Here is an 848-nt window from a genome sequence, read left to right on the forward strand (position 1 = left end):
CCCAGAGCGCCACGCGCAGCGGCAGTTCCGAGAAGCTGACGATGGCGTGAGCAGCAAGATGCACCATCTTCCAGAATGGATATTTGGTCTGGCCAAGAGCTCGTGCTGGACGTTCGAACGGCACCGCCGCCTGCTTGAATCCCATCCAGCCAAACATGCCCCTGACGAAGCGATCCTGTTCGGGCATCTGTCTGAAAGTTCTCAGCGCTTTGGGGCCGACCAACCGGAAATCTCCAACGTCGCGCGGAATGTCGACGGTCGTCATCTTTTCCAGTAAGCGATAAAAGAGACTTGCCGTGAAGCGCTTGAACAAGGATTCGCCTTCGCGTTTAACGCGCCGGGCATAGACAATCTCGAAACCTTCCTTCCACTTCGCCACCAGATCGAGGACCACCTCGGGTGGGTCTTGGAGGTCGGCATCCATGACGATGACAGCATCCCCCTGGGCGGCGTCCATACCGGCTGTAATTGCTATCTGATGCCCAAAATTGCGCGAAAGCTCGATCAGCCGAAAACGAGGCTCGGCGGCAACCACGCACCGAAGGTATCTGACGCTACCGTCGCGGCTTCCGTCATCAACGAAAATAGCCTCGGTCTCACCGTCCAGCTGGTGGATTAGCAACCTGATGCGCTCGACCAGGCGAGGCAGCACTTGTTCTTCGTTGTATATCGGCAGAACCAGTGAGTAGCGCAGCGACACGTTCGCTCCGGTCCCGGTACCTTGGATCACATTGGCCTCCATGCCGATGAATGAAACGCCAGCCCCAAAGTTCCATAAGACGTTACTAATTTAACAGTTGCCGTAGGCGGGTGGCGAAATGTTCGTTCGGAACGTCTTCGGGCTGATT

The 848-nt window shown here is 56.6% G+C and carries 1 protein-coding gene; it reads right to left on the minus strand.

Annotation, left to right across the window (positions count from 1 at the left end; genetic code table 11):
* Positions 1–742, minus strand: a 742-nt coding sequence (locus EOA22_RS35600; protein ID WP_245478788.1) for a glycosyltransferase family 2 protein, incomplete at its 3' end; no start/stop codon positions are given.
* Positions 743–848 lie beyond the last annotated feature (106 nt).

Source organism: Mesorhizobium sp. M7A.F.Ca.US.014.04.1.1 (assembly GCF_003998745.1).
Classification (GTDB): domain Bacteria; phylum Pseudomonadota; class Alphaproteobacteria; order Rhizobiales; family Rhizobiaceae; genus Mesorhizobium; species Mesorhizobium ciceri.